The 18,580-nt window shown below is 73.3% G+C and carries 15 protein-coding genes; 9 read left to right on the top strand and 6 right to left on the bottom strand.

Translation table 11 applies throughout. The annotated features are described in order from the left end of the window. Nucleotides 1-52: 52 nt before the first annotated feature. Nucleotides 53-442, bottom strand: a complete 390-nt coding sequence (locus DEJ51_RS06745) for a GntR family transcriptional regulator (protein WP_223835693.1) — start codon at nt 440-442, stop codon at nt 53-55. Nucleotides 443-513: 71 nt separating this feature from the next. On the opposite strand from DEJ51_RS06745, the gene DEJ51_RS06750 reads away from it, so the two are divergent. The 4 genes from DEJ51_RS06750 to DEJ51_RS06765 all read left to right on the top strand — a co-directional run bounded on the left by DEJ51_RS06750 (nt 514) and on the right by DEJ51_RS06765 (nt 4,165). Continuing rightward, nucleotides 514-1,461 carry a GNAT family N-acetyltransferase gene (locus DEJ51_RS06750; RefSeq protein WP_150256765.1) on the top strand — a complete coding sequence of 316 codons (948 nt, stop codon included), beginning with the start codon at nt 514-516 and terminating at the stop codon, nt 1,459-1,461. Beyond that, nucleotides 1,458-1,940: a DUF402 domain-containing protein gene (locus DEJ51_RS06755; protein ID WP_150256766.1), complete on the top strand. Its 483-nt coding sequence runs from the start codon at nt 1,458-1,460 to the stop codon at nt 1,938-1,940. The genes DEJ51_RS06750 and DEJ51_RS06755 overlap by 4 nt, the downstream gene beginning before the upstream one ends. A gap of 251 nt (nt 1,941-2,191) precedes the next feature. Then, nucleotides 2,192-2,866, top strand: coding sequence for a histone deacetylase (locus tag DEJ51_RS06760; protein WP_150256767.1), 675 nt, complete (start codon nt 2,192-2,194; stop codon nt 2,864-2,866). 222 nt (nt 2,867-3,088) lie between these two features. After that, nucleotides 3,089-4,165: a lytic polysaccharide monooxygenase gene (locus DEJ51_RS06765; protein WP_150256768.1), complete on the top strand. Its 1,077-nt coding sequence runs from the start codon at nt 3,089-3,091 to the stop codon at nt 4,163-4,165. 25 nt (nt 4,166-4,190) lie between these two features. On the opposite strand, the gene DEJ51_RS06770 is transcribed toward DEJ51_RS06765, so the two are convergent. The 5 genes from DEJ51_RS06770 to DEJ51_RS06790 all read right to left on the bottom strand — a co-directional run bounded on the left by DEJ51_RS06770 (nt 4,191) and on the right by DEJ51_RS06790 (nt 13,373). Then, entirely contained in the window at nt 4,191-5,051 is an 861-nt protein-coding gene (locus DEJ51_RS06770) for an esterase/lipase family protein (protein WP_150256769.1), read from the bottom strand. 166 nt (nt 5,052-5,217) lie between these two features. Further along, nucleotides 5,218-6,228 carry a hypothetical protein gene (locus tag DEJ51_RS06775; RefSeq protein WP_150256770.1) on the bottom strand — a complete coding sequence of 337 codons (1,011 nt, stop codon included), beginning with the start codon at nt 6,226-6,228 and terminating at the stop codon, nt 5,218-5,220. Then, on the bottom strand, nt 6,225-9,749 hold the full coding sequence (locus DEJ51_RS06780; protein ID WP_150256771.1) for a DNA polymerase III subunit alpha: 3,525 nt from the start codon (nt 9,747-9,749) through the stop codon (nt 6,225-6,227). The genes DEJ51_RS06775 and DEJ51_RS06780 overlap by 4 nt, the downstream gene beginning before the upstream one ends. 482 nt (nt 9,750-10,231) lie before the next feature. Next, nucleotides 10,232-11,911, bottom strand: coding sequence for an amidohydrolase (locus tag DEJ51_RS06785; protein ID WP_150256772.1), 1,680 nt, complete (start codon nt 11,909-11,911; stop codon nt 10,232-10,234). 70 nt (nt 11,912-11,981) lie between these two features. Then, the gene (locus DEJ51_RS06790; RefSeq protein ID WP_150256773.1) at nt 11,982-13,373 is read right to left on the bottom strand and encodes a purine-cytosine permease family protein; all 1,392 of its coding nucleotides are present in this window, start codon (nt 13,371-13,373) and stop codon (nt 11,982-11,984) included. A 137-nt stretch (nt 13,374-13,510) separates the two neighbouring features. Between DEJ51_RS06790 and DEJ51_RS06795 the strand changes: the two genes are divergently transcribed. The 5 genes from DEJ51_RS06795 (at nt 13,511) to fxsBH (ending at nt 18,500) form a co-directional block, all read left to right on the top strand. Next, nucleotides 13,511-14,113, top strand: coding sequence for a TetR/AcrR family transcriptional regulator (locus DEJ51_RS06795; protein WP_150256774.1), 603 nt, complete (start codon nt 13,511-13,513; stop codon nt 14,111-14,113). Between the two features lie 392 nt (nt 14,114-14,505). After that, on the top strand, nt 14,506-15,408 hold the full coding sequence (locus DEJ51_RS06800; protein ID WP_150256775.1) for an alpha/beta fold hydrolase: 903 nt from the start codon (nt 14,506-14,508) through the stop codon (nt 15,406-15,408). Nucleotides 15,409-15,552: 144 nt separating this feature from the next. Further along, complete coding sequence (locus DEJ51_RS06805) at nt 15,553-15,858, top strand: hypothetical protein (RefSeq protein WP_150256776.1); 306 nt, start codon at nt 15,553-15,555, stop codon at nt 15,856-15,858. Between the two features lie 196 nt (nt 15,859-16,054). After that, entirely contained in the window at nt 16,055-16,219 is a 165-nt protein-coding gene (locus DEJ51_RS06810; protein ID WP_150256777.1) for an FXSXX-COOH protein, read from the top strand. 28 nt (nt 16,220-16,247) lie between these two features. Next, on the top strand, nt 16,248-18,500 hold the full coding sequence (gene fxsBH / locus DEJ51_RS06815) for a radical SAM/SPASM protein FxsBH, inactivated beta-hydroxylase extension form (protein ID WP_190620235.1): 2,253 nt from the start codon (nt 16,248-16,250) through the stop codon (nt 18,498-18,500). The last annotated feature ends 80 nt before the right edge of the window (nt 18,501-18,580 follow it).

The following is an 18,580-nucleotide window of genomic DNA, read 5'->3' on the forward strand; positions in this document are numbered from 1 at the left end:
TCGTAGGGGGTACGGGGGCGAGCCCCCGGGAGCCCGGCCGCGGAGGCGGCGGCTACTTCGCGGCGTACCTGGCCCGGAGGGCGTCCGTGGCGGCGGCGAGGGCTTCGGCCTGCGTCAGGCCGAGGCGGTGGACCCGGTCCGCGTACGCCTGCGCGGCGGACGCCGCCTCCCGGGACACCGCGTCCCCGGCGGCCGCGATGAAGGTCCCGTTCCGGCCGCGCGTCTCGATCACCGCGTCCGCCTCCAGCGCCCGGTACGCCTTCGCGACCGTGTTGGCGGCCAGCCCCAGCTCCTCCGCGAGGCCCCGGACCGTCGGCAGCTTGAAGCCCGCCGGGAGCTTCCCCGACCGGGCCCGGTCGGCGATCTGTGCGCGCAGCTGTTCGTACGGGGCGGCCGACCCGGCCGAGCCGTCGATGGTGATCTTCAGGTTTGTCGAGGTCACGCGGGTGATTGTCCACCATCGGCGGTTAATTGGGAGGCGCACGCCGCAAGGGCACCCGTAGCGTCTGCCGCATGACCGTATCGATCCGCGACCTACGCCCCGGGGTCCGAGCGGACGCGGAGTCCGTCGTACGGGTCCGTCGTGCCGCCCTGCCGTTCATGATCGCCACCGCCGAGGGCGTCGCCTTCGAGCTCTCCTCCGCGCACCCGGCGAAGCACCACCGGATCCTCGTCGCCGAGACCCCGGACGGCCGGGTCGTCGGCACCGCCCAGACCGGCATCGCGTACGACAGCCCCGAGCCCGGGCAGTCGTACGTCAACGCGTACGTCGACCCCGCCCACCGCGGCCTCGGCGCCGGCACCCTCCTGCTCCGTGCCGCCGAGGAACACCTCGCCGCGCGGGGTGCGCGGGACGTGTACGCCTGGGTGCTCGACGAGCCCGCGTCCCGCGCCTTCGCCGAGCGGCACGGCTACCGCCCCGGCCGGTCGGCGCACTTCCTGCGCCTGGACCTGGCGGCGGCCGCGCTGCCGGAGCCCCCGCGGGAGCGGGACCTTCCGGCCGGGGTCGAGCTGCGCCCCGGATCCGCCTTCGCCGCCGACCCGCGGCCGCTGTTCGAGGCCGACGCCGAGACGACCGCCGACGAACCGGGCGATGTCGCGGCGGATCTGGACGACTACGAGGACTGGCTCGCGCAGACCTGGAACAACCCGTCCCTCGACAAGGAGCTGACCACCGTCGCCCTGGTCGACGGCGTCGTGGCCTCCTTCGCCGCGGCGCAGACCGACGGCGGGACCCGCTACCTCTCGGCGATGACCGGAACCCTGCGCGCGTTCCGCGGCCGGGGTCTGGCCAAGCTCGCCAAGTCGGCCTCCCTGCACCGGGCCCGCGCGGCCGGGTACACGGAGGCGTTCACCGGCAACGACGCGGGCAACGGCCCGATGCTCGCCGTCAACGAGTGGTTCGGCTACGAGATCTGCGCGACCGAGACGCGCTACACGAGAAGGCTGGAGACCCTGTGACCGCACAGCTGACCGTCGTCCTGACCAAGGCCGGACGGACCAAGATCCGTTATCCGGCGGCGCAGGTCGCCGACGACGGCGACCGGATCTCCGTGCGCGCCCCCTGGGCGGCGGAGGGCGTACGGGACTTCGGCTTCGTGCGCTTCGAGCCGGGCGACGTGTTCGTCGAGCACTTCTGGCGGACCCGCTGGTACGCGGTCAAGGAGGTCTGGAGCGGCGACGGCGTCCTCAAGGGCTGGTACTGCGACGTCACGCGCCCGGCCCTGGTGCAGAGCGGGGAGATCCTCGTCGAGGACCTGGACCTCGACCTGTGGGTGTCGGCGGACGGCAGCTCCGTGCTGCGGCTGGACGAGGACGAGTTCGCCGACAGCGGGCTCGCCGCGAGCGACCCGGAGGCGGCATCGCAGGCCGTACGGGCCCTCGACGCGCTGGACGACCAGGCCCGCTCCGCGGCCGGCCTTTCCGCGCTCCTCCCGTAGTCCGGGAGGGGCGGGAAACGGCACGCAGGACGCCGGGGGCGCGCGGCGGCCCTCCCGTGGGGAGCCGGGAGGGCGCCGGGCCCGGGATGGTCCGGGGCCACACCATACGCACGGGCCCCAGTGGCCCGGTAGGCATATGACAAGGGAGATTCCGGCTCGCCGTCCGCGCAGGTGAGACCGGCGGAAACCCTCGTCCCGAGCCCCGAGCCCCCGAGCCCCGAGCCCCGAGCCCCGAGTCCCGAGGAACGAGCATGCCCGTCCACACCGCCACCCCGCTCGACGGAGCGGTCGTCCCCACGCCCGAGAAGGTCTGGTACGCCTCCTACGGGTCCAACATGCACATGGACCGCCTGGCCGCCTATCTCGCCGGCGGGACCCCGCCCGGCGCGGCCCGCACGTACCCGGGCTGCCGGGACCACCGGGCGCCCGAGCGCTCGATCGCGGTCGAGCTGGAAGGCCGGCTGTACTTCGCCACGGAGTCCCCCGTGTGGACGGGGGGCCGGGCGTTCTACGACCCCGCGGCTCCCGGCCGCACGCGCGGACGGGCGCACCTGGTGACGGTGGGCCAGATGTCCGACATCGCCGCGCAGGAGATGTACCGGAGGCCGGGGACGGACCTGGACCTGACGGCGGCCCTGCGGGACGGCCGTGCCGCGCTGGGCCCGGGACGGTACGAGACCCTGATCTGCCCGGGCACGATCGAGGGCATCCCCCTGCTGACCTTCACCGCGCCGTGGAGCCTGCAGGACGTCGAGGTGCGCGACCCGTCGGCCGCCTACCTGCGCTACCTGGCCGGCGGCCTGCTGGAGTCCGGCCCCTGGGAGGAGCACGACATCGCCGACTACCTGGCGGCCTGCCCCGGCGCCGCCGGCACCTGGACGGCCGCCCAGGTGAGGGACCTGCTGACGGCCGGCAGCGGCCGCTGACCGCCCTGCCGGGCCCGCTTCCTGAGGCGGCTCTTGTCCCTGCCTTAACGGGACCCTAAGGATCCGCTCCAGCGGGCCCGAGGCGGCAGAACCCGTGGTCGGGGCGGCTAGCTTGGCCGGGCCAGGACAGGAAGGGCCCGTTGCGGCGCCGCCGGGGGGCGGCGCACCGCGGGGTCCGATTCCACCGGCACGCCCCTGCTTTGTGCCCGAAGGAGATCACCCATGCCCGCACACCGCCGCCGTACCGCCGTCACGCTGACCCGTGTCGCCTCCGCCGGTCTCGTCCCGCTCGCGCTGGCCGCGTACGCGGCGGCACCCGCGGTCGCCCACGGCTCGATGACGGACCCGGTCAGCCGGGTGGCCGCGTGCTACGCCGAGGGGCCGGAGTCCCCGAAGTCGGCGGCCTGCAAGGCTGCGGTCGGGGCCAGTGGGGCGCAGGCGTTCTACGACTGGAACGCGGTGAACATCGCCAACGCCGCCGGCAACCACCGCTCGCTGATCCCGAACGGTCAGCTCTGCTCGGCCGGCAACGACAAGTACCGGGGCCTGGACCTGGCCCGCGTCGACTGGCCGGCCAGCCCGATGTCCGCCGGTGCGCACACCTTCCGCTACAAGGGCACGGCCCCGCACAAGGGCTCCTTCGAGCTGTACGTGACGAAGGACGGCTACGACCCGGCCAAGCCGCTGGCCTGGTCCGACCTGGAGCCGGCGCCGTTCGCCAAGGCCACCGACCCGGGCATGCAGAACGGTGACTACGTCTTCTCGGGGACCGTTCCGAACAAGTCGGGCCGCCACCTGATCTACAGCATCTGGCAGCGCTCCGACAGCCCGGAGGCCTTCTACACCTGCTCGGACGTGGTCTTCGGCAAGGACAACGGGGGCGGTGGCGGTGGCGGTACCGCTCCGACCACCGGGACCGGTTCCAAGCCGGGCGACAAGCCGGGCGGCAAGCCGTCCGACAAGCCCTCGGACAAGCCGTCCGACAAGCCCGCCGACAAGCCCTCGGCTCCTACCGACGAGCAGATCGCCGAGGGCGCCGGAAAGTCCACGGTGGAGCACAACGGCCACGGCGACAACGACCCGAAGACGAACGGCACGAACGCTTCCGCCGCCGTCCCGATCGCGGCCGGTTCTTCCTCGCCCGCCGCCGGGAACAACCTCGCCGAGACGGGCGGCAACAGCGCCACCCCGACGATCGCGATCGCCGGGGCCGCCGCCCTGGCCGTCGGCGCGGCCGCGCTGTTCGCAGCCGCCCGCCGCCGTACCGCGCGTACGGCGACGGGCCGCCACGGCCGCTAGCGGCCGCCGGACCGCCTGCGCCCCGTCAGTCGAAGACCGAGGCGCAGGTGGTCCGTTCGGCGTGCGCCGGGTCGAGGGCGTTGACCGCCTCGTGCCAGGCGATCCGGTCGGTGAGCCCGATGGCGACGTGCTCCGAGAGGTCCAGGAAGCACAGGTCCTGGAGTACGACGTTGTTCACGTCCGGCCCGTCCAGGAAGGCGCTCCGGTAGGGCGTCACCACCTCGTCGTACTTGGTGGCGATGACCGTGTACTTCACCCCGGGCACGGTGTCCCCGCCCTCGTTCAGCTTCTGCTGGAAGGCGGATCCGGCGATCTGGTCGGCGAGGCCCGGGGTCGCGGTGCTGATCAGGTCCTCGGCCCCGGGGAAGTACGGCAGGAGCTTGGTGAAGCCGAGCAGGGTGGTGCCGTGGTTGTCGGGTGCGAGCCCGACCAGTGCGTTGACCTTCGAGGCGCCGCCGAGGAACTTCAGGTAGTAGCGGGGCATCATGCCGCCCTGCGAGTGCCCCACGATGTCGGTCTTGGCCGCTCCGGTGGCGGCCAGCACCTTGTCGACGAAGACGTCGAGCTGTTCGGCGGACTTGTCGATGGGGCCGAGCCCGTTGAAGAGGGGCACGCCGGGCAGTTGGCCGTAGTCGAGCGAGTAGACGCAGTACCCGCGGTGCACGAGGTACGGGGCGAAGCCGAGCCAGTTGTCCCAGGAGTTGCCGAAGGTCCCGTGGACGAGGACGACGGGGCGCGGGTGCGCGGCGGACGGCTTGCAGGACCAGTTGTTCCAGCCGCTGCTGGGGGCGGCCGCGGCCTGCGCCGCGCCGGTGGGGGCGACGAGTGCGGCGGCGGTGAGGGTGAGGACGGCGAGTGGGCGGAGCAGGCGTCTCCAGGGCAGCATCGGGTGATCTCCTCGCGGGTGATTCAAGGGGATGAGTGTGGGGGTTCGTCCCGTGATCCGGATCACAAGGGGAGCTGCTGCCGCTAAATTACGGGTGAGTAGCAACACAGGGAAGTTACGCGTCGGTAAAAACTCGCGCGTCGCCCGGCCGAACGCTTACGGGCCGTCAGGCGGCCAGCGTGCCACGGGCGATGGCGTGCGGCCCGAAGCGTGCGCGGACCCGGTCCGTGACGGCCTCCAGGCGGCGGGCCTTCTCGTCCTCGGGGTCGAGGCTGAGCTGCCGCGCGGCCCGTTCGGCCGAGGTCAGGTCCTCGGCGCGCAGGGACAGTGCGCGGACCCGGGCCCGCTGCAGCCCGAGGCCCGCGTAAAGGGCGTAGGCCGTGGCGGTCAGGGCGGCCGAGTGCGCGGTGGGCTCGGCCAGGGTGCGCGTCCGGGTGAGCGTGGTGCGGTCGGCGCAGCGGACGGTGAGCGAAAGGGCGCGGCAGACCTGCCCCCGGCCCTGTTCCTGTGTACGAAGCTTCGCGCCGAGCTCCTCCGTCAGCGAGAGCAGCGCCCGCCGGTGCCGTACGGGATCCAGCTCGTCCCGGTCGAAGAGCCGCTCGGCGGCGACGGTGCGGGCGGCAGCACCCGGCCGGACGGGGGTCCGGTCGATCCCGAGGGCGCGCTCGTGCACCTCGCGGCCGAGCCGGGCGCCGAGGATCCGCCGCAGGGCGGCGGGCGGGGCGGCGGCGACCCGGCCGACGGAGTCGAGGCCGTAGGAGCACAGGGTGCGGGCGGCCTTCGGCCCGACCCCGTCGAGGGCGGTGACGGGCTTGCCGGCCAGGAACTCCCGGACGGCGACGGGGTTTCCGGGGATCACCAGGGTCTCCCCCGGCCGGGCCTCACGGGCCGCCGCCCGGGCCAGCATGGGGTTGCCGGCCACGCCGACGGCGGCGTCCACGCCGTACAGGGCGAGGGCCCGGACCCGGATCACGGCGGCCAGCCGGGTGGCGTCGCAGTCGAAGTAGCGCAGCGCGCCCCCGACCTCGGCGAGGACGGTGTCGGGCGCCAGGGCCTGTACGGCCGGGGTGATGCCCCCGAGCAACGCGAGCACCCCGGCGTACTCCTGCGCCCCGAGCGGGCCCCCGTCGGCGGGGTACGGGCGCAGGCACATCACGACCCGCTCGGCAGTGGTCATCCCGCACTCCCCGGGCTGGAGTGCCACAGCTTGCGGCCGGTCGCGGGGCCGGTGCCGGGCGGCTGGAGGTCGGCCCAGGGGTTCATCTCGTACCCCGTGGACATGCGGATCCTGCGGCCCGGGGCCCGCCCGGCCGTCTCGTGGTCGGCGCCGCCCTCCTCCGCTGCCGACCCGCCCGGGTCGGCCGCCGGTTCGGCGAGGCGGGTTGCGACCGCGTCCAGGCCGCCCGCCGCCCGCAGTTCCACCAGCTCGGCCAGGTTCCACGCCGCCGCCCCGACCACGCTCAGGCTCTGCGGGCCCCGCCGCTGCACGACACCTCGTACCAGCAGCAGGAAGGAGTGGAAGACGGTGTGCGCGCAGCGCTCGTGGCTGTCGTCGAAGAAGGCCAGGTCGACCAGGCCCGTACCGTCGTCCAGCGTCGTGAAGATGACCCGCCTCCCGGAGCGGATCGGCGGGGTCTGGGTGGCCGCCTTCGCCCCCGCGACCAGCACGGTCTGCCCGTGCTCGGTGTCGCGCAGCCGGCGCGCCGGGATCACTCCCAGTTCGGCCAGGAAGGCGTGGTGGTCCCCCATCAGGTGCCGGGAGGCGTCCATGCCGAGGACGCCCAGCTCGGCGCTGAGCCGTTCCGCGTCGGTCAGGTCGGGCAGTCCGACGGAGGCCGTGGACCGTCCTCCCTCCAGGGGGAGTTGGGGGCCGCGCACACCTGCGGCCCGCTGTGCGCCGTGCAGTTCGGACACGTGCAGCAACAGGTCCCGCCGGTTGGCGCCGAAGGCGTCCAACGCCCCCACCTGAGCGAGCCGTTCGGCGACGGGGCGTCCCGGGTGCGCCCGGTCCCAGAAGTCACGCAGGGAGGCGTACGGCTGTCCCTCCTCGATCCGCTCCGCCTCGGCCCCGCTGATGCCGTGGACGTCGGACAGCCCGAGCCTTAGCCCCCACACCCCTCCGTTATCAGACACCAGTTCGATACGGTGGGCGGCCGCCGACCGGTTCACGTCCAGTGGCAGCACCGGCACACCCCGCCGCCGCGCGTCCGCCAGCAGCAGCCGCTTCGGGTACATCCCCGGGTCGTGGGTCAGCAGGCCGGCGTAGAAGGCCGCCGGATGGTGCGCCTTCAGCCAGGCCGACTGGTAGGTGGGCACCGCGAAGGCCACCGCGTGCGCCTTGCAGAAGCCGTACGAACCGAAGGCCTCCACGATCTCCCAGGTCCGGGCGATCACCTCCACCGGATAGCCGCGCTCGGCCGCCTTCGCCGCGAACCAGACCTTGATCCGCGGCTGCGACTGCGGGTCGGACAGCCCGCGCCGCACCCGGTCCGCCTCGTCCCGCCCGCAACCGGTCATGACGTTCACGATCTCGATGATCTGCTCGTGGAAGACCACCACCCCGTACGTCTCGCGCAGCGCGTCGGCGAGGTCCGGGTGCGGGAAGCGGACCGGGGCCCGCCCGTGCCGGGCCTCGATGAAGGGCCGCACCATGTCGGCGGCCACCGGACCCGGCCGGAACAGCGAGATGTCGACGACCAGGTCCTGGAAGGTGGCCGGCTGCAGCCGGCCCACCAGGTCCCGCTGGCCGGGCGACTCGATCTGGAAACAGCCCAGGGTCTCGGCCGAGCGGATCAGCTCGTACGTGGCCCGGTCGCCCGGCGGCACCTGCGCCGGGTCGTCCAGGTCGAGCTCCCGCCCCGTGCCGCGGCGGACCTCCGCGACCGCGTGGGCCATCGCGGACTGCATCCGCACGCCCAGCACGTCCAGTTTGAGCAGCCCGAGTTCCTCCACGTCGTCCTTGTCGAACTGCGACATGGGAAAGCCCTCGCCGCTGGTGGGCACCACCGGGGTACGGGCGAGCAGCGAGTCGTCGGAGAGCAGCACCCCGCACGGGTGCATGGCGATCCCGCGCGGCAGCGCGTCCAGCGATTCGACGAGCTCCCACAGCCGTCCGTACGACTCCCCGCGCACGTCCCGCAGTTCCGGGAGCTCCTCCAGCGCGGCACGGGCGTCACGGGCCCTGATGTGCGGGAACGCCTTGGCGAGCCGGTCGGTGACGGCCGGGTCCATGGACAGGGCGGCGCCGACGTCCCGGATGGCGTGCCGGACCCGGTAGGTCTCGGGCATGGAGACGGTGGCGACGCGTTCGGTGCCGAACCGGTCCATGATCCGCCGGTAGACCTCCAGCCGGCGCGCGGACTCCACGTCGATGTCGATGTCGGGCAGGACGCGCCGCCGCTTGGAGAGGAAGCGCTCCATCAGCAGTCCGTGGGCGACGGGGTCGGCGTGCGCGATCCCGAGCAGGTGGTTGACGAGGGAACCGGCCCCGGACCCCCGCGCAGCCACCCGGATACCCATCTCCCTTACGTCGTCCACCACTTGAGCTACCGTCAGGAAATACGTGGCGAAGCCGTGATAGGCGATGATGTCGAGCTCCTGGTGCATCCGCTCCCAGTAGGCGCGGTCGCCCGCGTAGCCGCGCAGCACCATGCCGGCGGAGGCCCGGGAAGCGAGGACCCGCTGGGCGCTGCGGCGGGCCGCGCCGACGAGCCGGGCCTCGGGGAAGTGCACGGAACCCATGCCGAGGTCGTCCTCGGGGTCCACGGAGCAGGCCTCGGCGGTACGCCGGGTCTCCGCGAGCAGGCGCCTGGCGTCGGCGGGGCGCAGGCCGGCCGCCTGCGCGATCCGGTCGGCGACCTCGGCCATGGCGGCGGGGTCCTTGAGCCAGCGCTCACCGCTGTCGAGCGGGTACGTGGGGTTGCGGGGGTCGATGGGGACCAGGCGGCGGGCCGCGTCGAGGATGTCGGCGACCGGGCCCTGCCCGGGGTCGGCGTAGCGGACGGCGTTGGTCAGGACGGCCGGAACGCCCTGGTCGGCGGCGAAGCCGACGGTCCGGGCGGCCAGCCGCAGCGAACCGGGCCCGGTGCCGGTGCGGCCGTGGTGGACGGCCTCCAGGCGCAGGGAGTCACCGTAGATCTCCCGCCAGGGCGCGAGCAGCCGGGCGGCACGGTCGGGGCGGCCCGCGGCGAGCGCCCGCCCCACCTCGGAACCGGGCCCGAGCAGGACGAAGACGCCCTCCCCGCGCAGGGCCTCCCAGGGCACCAGCGGAACCTCGGCGTCCCCCGCGTGGGCGGCGGTGACCATCCGGCACAGCTCGGCCCAGCCGGCGGCCCCGTCCCGGGCCAGGAAGACGGCGCGCGCGGCGGACTCGTCGACGAAGGCCCCGCCCTTGACGGGGGTACGCCGCCGGTACGAGGCCTCGGCGGATCCCGCGTGGGCGTCGGATCCGGCCGGGCCCCCCGACCCGGCCGAGCCCGTCGCGGGCGGCACCGCCATGTCCACTCCGAACAACGGCCGGATGCCCGCCTGCGCGCACGCCTTCGCGAACCGGACCGCGCCCGCGAGGGTGTCGCGGTCGGTCAGGGCGAGGGCGTCCATGCCCCGCTCGGCGGCACGCTCCGCCAGCCGCTGCGGGTGTGAGCCTCCGTAGCGCATGGAGAACCCCGAAACGGTGTGCAGATGCGTAAACCCGGGCACCCGCGGCCTCCTGCTTCGCTCGAATGAACACCTCCCCCGCTCTCCACCATAGAGTAATTCGAATATCCGTGCGAAATGCTTGCTGCAGCTCGGCGACGTACGAGCCCCCCTGCCGGACGGGCCGCCTCAAACGCCGGCGGGGCTGAATAGTGCGGGTCGTCCTCGCCCGGGGCGGTCGCCTCAAACGCCGGCGGGGCTTGATGTGCGCGGGCTGTCGAAGCACCGGGGTGGGGTGGTGACACGTAGGAGGGTCCCCGCAGGACGAGGCGCGACCACTGCCGTCTGGCCGGGACGCCCCGCGCGCGCCGAGCCGAGGAGATCCTCGTGCGGGGCACCACCCCGCACCACACCACCCAGCCCCGCCGGCGCTTGAGGCGCGGGCCCGGGCAGCGCCCGGCCCGAGCCGCACACCGCCGAGCACCCCGCAGGGGCACGGCCCGAACCTCACACCGCCGAGCCACCCCGCAGGGGAACGGCTCGGGCTATGAACCGCCGAGCCGCCCGCAGGGCACCCGGTGGGCCACCTCGCCCGCCACCACGACCGTCTCGGCGACCGTGCCCGGGATCTCGTCCGCCGGGACGGCGAGGATGTCCCGGGAGAGGATCACGAAGTCCGCCGCCTTGCCCACGGTGAGCGAACCGCGTTCCCGTTCCAGGAAGTTGGCGTGGGCCGAGCCCATCGTGTAGCCGTACACGGCCGTCTCCACGTCCACCGTCTCGGCCGGCTGCCAGGCCGGGCCGTCGCCGGACAGCGGGCGGCGCGTCACCGCCGTGTAGATGCCGACCATCGGGTCCATCTCCGCCACGTTCCAGTCGCTGGAGAACGCCAGCACCGCCCCCGCCTCGTGCAGGCTCCGCATCGGCCAGGCCTTGTGCCAGCGGTCCTCGCCCACGTTCTGCGCCCAGTCCTGGCCGGGGCCCGCGATCTCCGGCGCGCAGTGCCTCGGCTGCATGCACGCGATCACGCCGAGCTCCGCGAAGCGCGGCACGTCCGCCGGGTCCAGGCACTCCACGTGGACCACCTGGTGGCGGGCGTCGCGCGGGCCGTTCAGGGTCCGCGCGTGTTCCACCGCGTCCAGGACGGTCCGGATGCCCCGGTCGCCGGTCGCGTGGACGAAGCACTGGAAGCCGCGTGCGTCCAGCTTCGCCAGCAGGTCCGCGAACTCCTCCGCCGGGTAGAAGGTCTCGCCCCGGTGCGCGCCGCAGCCGGTGTACGGCTCCAGCAGTGCGGCCGTACGCGGTTCCACCACGTCGTCGATGTACAGCTTGAGCGGGCCGACCCGCAGCCGGTCCCCCGTGAACCGCCGCGCCGCGTCGGCGAATTCGTCCAGGTCGGCGTCGGAGGTGCCGCGCGGGTGGAACAGCGCCGCGACGATCCGGGAGCGCAACCGCCCTTCGGAGCGGGCCCGTTCGAAGAGTTCGAGGTCGTCGAGGGAGTTCTGCGGCTCGACCACCGTGGTGATGCCGAAGCCGATGGCGTCGTCGAGGCTCTTGGCGAGCCGCCCGTACTGCCGGTCCGGCGAGGCCCACGGCACGCCCAGCTCACGCAGGGCCCGGTGGCCGGCTCGGGAGAGTCCCTTGACGGCGAAGTCCTTGACGAATCCGGTGGGTTCACCCGTCTGCGGGTCCACGGCCGCCGTGCCGAACGGGAGGTCGGTGCGGTCCCGCGAGACCCCGAGGCGCCGCATGGCCGCCGTGTTCAGCCAGGCCGTGTGCACGTCGTACGAGAGCACGATCGCCGGGGTGTCCCCGGTGACGGGGTCCAGGTCGGCGGCGCACGGCATCCGCCCGCCCGGGATGGCGGAGTAGTCGAAGGCCTCGGCCTCGATCCAGCCGGCGTCGGGGTGGGCCTCGCGCCAGGCCAGGATCCGCTCGTGGATGCCCTCCAGGGTGCGCACCCCGGCCAGCTGGACGCAGTCGGCGTCGGAGCCGAGCCGGACGTGGTTGTGGGCGTCGATGAAGCCGGGCAGGACCAGCTTGCCGCCCGCGTCGATCCGCTGGGTCTCTGGGCCGGCCCAGGCGGCGGCCTCGGCATCCGGACCGACCCAGACGATCCGCCCGTCGTGGACGGCGAGGGCCTCGGCCTCGGGCAGGGCGGGATCGACGGTGTGGATCCGTGCTCCGGTGAGCAGCAGGTCGGCGGGGAAGGGGTGGCGTGTCATGCGGGGGTGCTCCATTGCGTGCGGTGCGGTGCGATGCGGTGGGGTGCGGTGCGGTGGGGTGCGGTGCGGTTCAGGCGGCCGGGACGTACGCCGCGACCCTGCGGCGGGTGAGGGCCCAGTAGGCGAGTCCGGAGACGACCGAGCCGAGCAGGGTGAGGTCGGCGCCGCCGAGCGGGGCGACCAGCGGCCCGGTCCACAGCTCGGAGTCGCAGGTCAGGGCGGCGAAGGTCATTCCGGCGAGCAGGGCGGTCAGGCCGGCGGGGTGGTAGCCGGAGCGGTACCAGTAGGCGCCCGCGCTCCCGGCGTGCAGCGCGTCGGCGTCGTAGTGGCAGCGGCGCAGCAGCATGTCGGCGAGGAAGACTCCGCCCCAGGGGGCGAAGACGATGATCAGCAGGGAGAGGAAGGAGAGGAGGGAGGTGGTGAAGTCGGTGAGGAAGAGCGCGGCGAGCGAGCCGACGGCGGTGACGGCGGCGCTGATGACGATGGCCCGGGCGCGGCTCCACGGGATGCCGAGGACCTGGAGGTTCAGGCTGGAGGAGTAGAGCGTGATGATCGAGTTGGTGACCGAGCCGCCGAGTACGAGGGCCAGGAACAGCGGCTGGAACCAGCCGGGCAGCAGGCTCTCGGCTCCGGCGACCGCGTCGGTCATGTCGGCCTGGGTGGCGGCGGCGACGCCCGCGACGCCGAGGGCCACCGAGGAGAGGAAACCGCCGAGGGCGCCCATCCAGGTGATCGACTTCAGTGAGGTGGTCCGGGGCAGGTAGCGGGTGTAGTCGGCGGGCATCGGCAGGTACGAGAAGGGGCCGGCGAGCATGACCACGAAGGCGAGGCTCCAGCCGGAGAGCCCGGGGGCGGCGGCCGGGGCGGCGGTGTCGGTGCCGGGCAGGACGAACAGGAGCAGGACGCCGAAGCCCGCGGCGAGGACGTAGGCCATCCAGCGTTCGGCGAACTGCACGGTGGCGTGGCCCCACATGGCGACGGCGAAGGTCAGCGCGAGCGTGACCAGCAGGGCGACGGCGCGGGCGGCGGTGCCGCCCTGCCAGCCGATCTCGGCGAAGAAGACCTCCAGCGCGAGGGTGCCCACCACAGTGTTGACGATGGTGTAGCCGATGCTCACCACCCAGTTGAGGACGCCGGCCGGGAAGTTGCCGCGTACGCCGAAGGCGGCGCGGGAGATGACCAGGGTGGCGGTGCCGGTGCGGATGCCGCTGAGTCCGGCGGCGCTGATGGCGAAGAAGGAGAGTCCGCCGATCACGACCACGGCGGTGGCCTGCCAGAAGGAGAGCCCGAAGGCGACGGCGAGGGCGCCGTTGATCACGTAGGTGAAGGTGAGGTTGGAGCCGAACCAGAGCCAGAAGAGGTCCTTGGCGCTGCCGTGGCGTTCACCGTCCGGAATCGGGTCGATCCCGTGCGTTTCGACCCGGAACACCTCGTCGACGTCGACTGTCTCCTGCTGCCCCATGACGGACCCCTGACCTTGAACGATCTTGAATGGCGTTCTAACTTCTTGAATGGCATTCAAGATGAGGGCTGGACCTCGACCCCGTCAAGACCTGTCCGGGATAAGGTCGGACCAGGAAGATCCGGAGGGCGGGAGCGGTGGCGGGAGCAGCACGGCGGCGCGACGGGCAGATCGCCCAGGAGCGGATGCTCGAAGAGGCCATGGCGGCCATCGCCGAGGACGGACTGGCCGCGCTCACCATGTCCGCGCTCGCCGAGCGCCTCGGCACCAGCGGGGGCCACATCCTGTACTACTTCGGCAGCAAGGACCGGCTCCTGCTGGAGGCGCTGCGCTGGAGCGAGGAGCAGCTCACCGGGGAGCGCCGGGCGCTGCTGGGGCGCAGGGTGACGGCGGCGCGCAAGCTGGACCAGTTCCTGGAGCTCTACCTCCCCGAGGGCCCCCGCGACCCGCGCTGGACGCTGTGGATCGAGCTGTGGGCCCGTACCGCCTCCAACCAGCCGCTGAAGGCCGCCCAGGAGGAGATCGACGACAGCTGGCAGCGGGACCTGGAGGCCCTCCTGGCCCGAGGTGTGGACCAGGGCCGCTTCGCGCCCATGGACGTGCCCGCGCGGGCTTCGGAGCTGCTCGCCCTGCTGGACGGCCTGAGCACCCGGGTCGTCCTGGGCCAGCGCGGCGCGGACCGGGCCCGCGCCCTGGAGCAGGCCCGCTCGGCGGCGGCCCTGCTCGTACCCCGCACCTGAGGCGGGGCCCGGCCGGCGCCACCCACGACCGGCTCCGGCTCCGGCTCCGGCTCCGGCTCCGGCTCCGGCCCCCGGATTTCCCCGCACCTGACGACCGGCCCCACGGGTCGGCCCGGCGCCCCGGTCCGGTGGGTCGAATTCGACCGCCAAAGCGGCCAAAAGCGGAAGGCGCCGCGCCGAAAAAGCCTGCCGGGACCGCCGGACGTCCGTTCAGGCCCGTCCACTCCCCCTGACACACCCCCTTGACCAGGTCATACGCAAGAGGAACAAAAGACTCCTAAGGCTCGTGAAGGCATTCACAAGAATTCCGCCGGAAGTGCGCCCTACCGCGCTCCTCCCCCAGCGCGCACAATCGCGGTGACGACCCGCATCGACCGTGAAGGAGGGAGCGCGTGCGCAATCAGGTGCGCACAGCGGACGGGCGCGCTCTGGCCGTGGAGCGCTGGGGCGACCCCGACGGCAAACCCGTCTTCCTGCTGCACGGCATGCCCGGCAGCCGCCTCGGCCCGGCCCCCCGAGGAATGGTCCTCTACCAGCGCCGGATGCAGCTCATCGCCTACGACAGACCCGGCTACGGCGGCTCCGACCGCCATGTGGGCCGCACCGTCGCCGACGTGGCCCAGGACGTGGCCGCCATCGCCGACGCCCTCGGCCTCGACACCTTCGCGGTCGCCGGCCGCTCCGGCGGCGCCGCCGGAGCACTCGCCTGCGCCGCCCTGCTCCCGGACCGCGTCACCCGGACCGCGGGAATGGTCGGCCTCGCCCCCCGGGACGCGGAGGACCTGGACTGGTTCGCCGGGATGGCCGCCTCGAACGTACGGGAGTACACCACCGCCACCGCCGACCCGGAGGAGCTGGCGGCCCGGCTCATCCCGCGCGCCGACGGCATCCGCAAGGACCCCGGCCGGCTGCTGGACGAGCTGCGCCGCGAACTGACCGACAACGACCGCATGATCGTCTCGGACGCCGGCCTGCGTGCGATGCTCCTGCGGAACTACCGTGAGGGGCTGCGCCATTCGGCGTACGGATGGATCGACGACGTCCTCGCCTTCAGCCGCCCCTGGGGCTTCGACCCGGCCGACATCCGCTGTCCGGTGCTGATCTGGCACGGCGAACTCGACGTGTTCTCCCCCGTGGGCCACTCCCGCTGGCTGGCCCGCCGCATCCCCGGGGCCACGACCAACATCGTGCCCGCCGTCGCGCACTTCGCCTCCCTGCGCGCCCTGCCCGACGTGTTGAACTGGCTGCTCCGCGAGCTCCCGGCACCGGACCTCAGCGAACAGCAGCCCGCATAGCGCTGGTTGACCCACGACCCACTCACACCACATCCAAGTGGCCGACATTCGCAGCTGAGTTGTTGACGGGACGCGGCCGAGTACAGTCCGGCCGCCGGGCCCGCCACCACCTCGACGGGGCCCACGAGCCGTGGATGCCGTCCGGTGAACCTGCACATCGAAGCCGTCGGCCTGCTCGCCCTCACGGCCGGGCTCCTCGTCGGCCACGCCGTCCACAAGCGCACCCGCGCCGCCTCCGGGGGCGCCTCCCAGGGGGACCTCGTCGGCGCGATCGTCGCCGCCGTGGCGGTGACCACCGTGCTCTACCTGCTGTTCGGCGGGGGCCGTTCCGCACCTGCCGCGCCGGACTTCCGGCCGACGGGTCTCGCTTCGGTATCGCACCAGGTCAGCGAGGTGGGGGCGGCGCAGGTCCGGTCCGGGCGGACCGCCGGCGCGACATCCCGGCAATGAAAAGGATCTTTCCTTGCGGCTAACGGCCGAATCCGCCCTCTTGAGAAATCCGCCGCGCAATGCAGGGAAGTCTTGACCAGGCGTCATGTCTCGTGTTGCCAAGGGGGACCGTCCTAGTAAAGTCCCTGCTTGACAGCAGCATGTAGCCGTTGTCATTCACATGTCCATTCCACATGGCTTCCCCAAGGACGGTGCCGTGAACACTTCAGCATCCCCCGCGCCCAGCTCGGTCAAGGCCCACCGGGTCCCGCTCAGCAAGATCGACGTCCACACCGCGTCCATGGCGACGACGCTCGGTCGCGTGCTGCCGGCCGAATCCTCTCGTCCGGTTCAGGCACCGATCTTCAACTCCGCGCTCTGACCCGAACTCGGCGCTCTAGACTGGCGCAATGACCGGCCTGATCGCATTTCGCGAGATCGTCCTGAAGGTTCACAGCAGATGCGATCTTGCTTGTGATCATTGCTATGTCTACGAACACGCAGATCAGAGCTGGCGAGCCAGGCCGAAAGTGATCTCCCCCGAGGTTATTTCGCATACCGCGTCCAGGCTCGCCGAACATGCCCGTGACCATGCACTCCCCTCCGTCACGGTGATTCTCCATGGAGGGGAACCCCTGTTGGCGGGCACGGCCCGGCTCCGTCTCGTGTGCGAGGAGTTCAGCCGGGCGCTCAGCGGGATCGCCGCACTCGACCTGCGGATCCACACCAACGGGCTCCAGCTCAGCTCCCGTTACCTCGACCTCTTCGACGAGTACGGCGTCCGCGTCGGCATCTCCCTCGACGGGGACCGCGCCGCGAACGACCGCCACCGCCGCTTCGCCGACGGCCGTACGAGCCACCCGCTGGTCCTCGCCGCCGTCGCACTGCTCCGCTCCGAGCCGTACCGTCACCTCTACCAGGGCCTGCTCTGCACCGTGGACGTGGCCAACGACCCCGTCGCCGTACTGGACGCGCTGGTCGAACTGGAGCCCCCGCGCGTGGACTTCCTGCTCCCCCACGCCACCTGGGAGACGCCCCCGGCCCGCCCCGACGGCGCCCCCGACGCCTACGCGCGCTGGCTGCTGCGGATCTTCGACCACTGGGAGCGGCTGGGACGCCCGGTGCCCGTGAGGCTCTTCGAGTCCCTGCTCTCGACCCTGGGCGGAGGGCCCAGCCTCACCGAGTCGCTCGGCCTCGCGCCCACCGACCTCGTCGTCGTCGAGACCGACGGGACCCTGGAGCAGGTGGACTCCCTCAAGAGCGCCTTCGAGGGGGCCGCGGCCACCGGTTTCAATGTCTTCGACCACGCGTTTGACCAGGTCGCGGCCCATCCCGGGGTCCGTGCCCGGCAGCTGGGGCTGGCGGGCGTCAGCGACACGTGCCGCCGGTGCCCCGTCGTACGTTCGTGCGGCGGCGGGCTCTACACCCACCGCTACCGCGACCGGAACGGCTTCGACAACCCCTCCGTCTACTGCACCGACCTGCGGGAGCTCGTGGACGGGGTCGAGGGCCGCACCGCGCCGCGGGAGACGGCGCCGCAGCTGACCGACCCGGCCGAACTCGCCCGGTCCCAGGCGGAACTGACCCGGATCCTGCTGGTCCGGCTGCACGAGGACCTCGCCGCCGACCCCGGCTGGGCGCGGGCCTGGGAGCTGCTGGCCGCCGTGGAGGGGGCCGGGGAGGCGGGCCCGGACGCACTGGACGCCGTACTGGACCACCCCTTCACCCGGACCTGGGTGCTGGCGGCCCTGGACGCCGCCCGCGACGGCAGGCAGGACGCCCCGGAGGCGGCGCGCAGGCTGACCGCGCTGGCCGCCGCGGCCGTGCTCCGCGGCGGGCTGGACCTGCCGGCCGAAGTGGCCTACCGGGACGGCGAGGTGTACCTGCCGACGCTGGGGCTGCTGCGGCTCGGGGAGCCGGGCACGGAGGGCCGGGCCGCGCTGCACGTCACCGACGAGGGGTACGCCGTACGGGACGGCCGCGCCGAGCACCGCTTCGGGCCGACGGCGGGGGACGCCCGCTGGCAGCCCGTACGCACCTGGTCGCCCGGGCCGGACGCGACCCCGGTGGCCCTGGAGGACCTCGACCCGTACCGCAACTGTTTCCCCCGCCCGCCCAGGCTCCGCCTCGGCGCCGGGGAGGCCGAGGAGTGGCGGGGCCGGCTGGACCGGGCCTGGGCGCTGCTGCACGAGACGGTGCCGGAGTTCGCCAGGGCGGCGGCCACCGGGCTGACCACGCTGACCCCGCTCGCGGGCGGCCCGCAGGCGGGCGACTGGGGCGAGGCCGGGCGGCACGGACCGGGGGCCCTCGGGGTGCCGTACGCGGCGGGGGTGCGGGAGACCGCGCTGGCACTGCTGACCGGTCGGCGGCGGACCAGGCTGCGGGCGCTGACCGAGGTGGCCGACCTGTACGCGCTGGACGGTCAGTGGCAGCACCGCTCGCCGTGGCGGGAGCGGCCGGTCCCGGTGTCCCGGCTGCTGGCGGACGTGCACGAGCGGGTGGCGGTGGAGGCGTACCGGCGGGCCACGGCGACGTCCGAGCCGGGCGGCTCGGACCGGATCCTCCGGGCGCTGGACCAGCTTTCGGAGGCGGCCGAGCTGACCGTCACCGGGAAGAGCCTGGTGGCGGAGCTCCGCTACGAACTGAAGACGGTCGACGCGTGACCACTCCCCCCGTGGCGGCGCCTTCCTCCGCGCCCGGCAGGCTTCGGCTCGCCGTGCAGTTGCGGCTGGCCGGGGTCCGT

This window comes from Streptomyces venezuelae (assembly GCF_008642275.1).
Classification (GTDB): domain Bacteria; phylum Actinomycetota; class Actinomycetes; order Streptomycetales; family Streptomycetaceae; genus Streptomyces; species Streptomyces venezuelae_E.

Bases quoted from the DNA above. Each gene is read 5' to 3' on its own strand.
- DEJ51_RS06750 (WP_150256765.1), top strand. From the start codon at position 514: ATGACCGTATCGATCCGCGACCTACGCCCCGGGGTCCGAGCGGACGCG.
- DEJ51_RS06760 (WP_150256767.1), top strand. From the start codon at position 2,192: ATGCCCGTCCACACCGCCACCCCGCTCGACGGAGCGGTCGTCCCCACG.
- DEJ51_RS06765 (WP_150256768.1), top strand. From the start codon at position 3,089: ATGCCCGCACACCGCCGCCGTACCGCCGTCACGCTGACCCGTGTCGCC.
- DEJ51_RS06770 (WP_150256769.1), bottom strand. From the start codon at position 5,051: ATGCTGCCCTGGAGACGCCTGCTCCGCCCACTCGCCGTCCTCACCCTC.
- DEJ51_RS06775 (WP_150256770.1), bottom strand. From the start codon at position 6,228: ATGACCACTGCCGAGCGGGTCGTGATGTGCCTGCGCCCGTACCCCGCC.
- DEJ51_RS06785 (WP_150256772.1), bottom strand. From the start codon at position 11,911: ATGACACGCCACCCCTTCCCCGCCGACCTGCTGCTCACCGGAGCACGG.
- DEJ51_RS06790 (WP_150256773.1), bottom strand. From the start codon at position 13,373: ATGGGGCAGCAGGAGACAGTCGACGTCGACGAGGTGTTCCGGGTCGAA.
- fxsBH (WP_190620235.1), top strand. From the start codon at position 16,248: ATGACCGGCCTGATCGCATTTCGCGAGATCGTCCTGAAGGTTCACAGC.